We start from the raw sequence: 402 nt of genomic DNA, 5'->3' as shown, positions 1-402 counted from the left end.
ACGGTATCGAGGATCATTTTGATCCCGATCGCTGCGAGCAGCAGCATGGCAACCCAATGATCGACCGTCCGGATTTTTTCGCTGAATCGGATGCCTGCGAGCCAGCCGATCACCGGCATCAGCGCTTGAAAGCCCGCAAAGCTCAGTGCAAGCTTTAAGGCATAACGGATACGGACGCGGCGCACGGTAAGGCCGCTTGTGATGGAAACAGCCAAAGCATCCATAGCGAGCCCGAGCCCAATGACGATGATGTTGATGATTCCCATGTTCATCTCTCCAATCGAGTGATAAATCACTCGAAAAATTCGTTTTGTTTAGAAAGCTCTCTAGATTCTGAAAGAATCGAATAATCTATGAATTTCTTTTACCTTTCTTGTGGGAAGCCTATAACTGTGCTATAAT

Annotated in this window: 1 protein-coding gene; it reads right to left on the bottom strand. The window is 47.8% G+C overall.

Features of this window, described 5'->3' with window-relative positions; translation table 11 throughout:
- The coding region (locus RM844_RS33215; protein ID WP_311671136.1) for a manganese efflux pump MntP at nt 1–266 on the bottom strand (266 nt) is incomplete at its 3' end.
- Nucleotides 267–402 lie beyond the last annotated feature (136 nt).

The organism is Streptomyces chisholmiae, from assembly GCF_031845445.1.
Taxonomy (GTDB): Bacteria; Actinomycetota; Actinomycetes; order Streptomycetales; family Streptomycetaceae; genus Streptomyces; species Streptomyces chisholmiae.
Note: the sequence above shows the minus strand (reverse complement) of the source record. Positions and strands in the feature narration are given on the sequence as shown.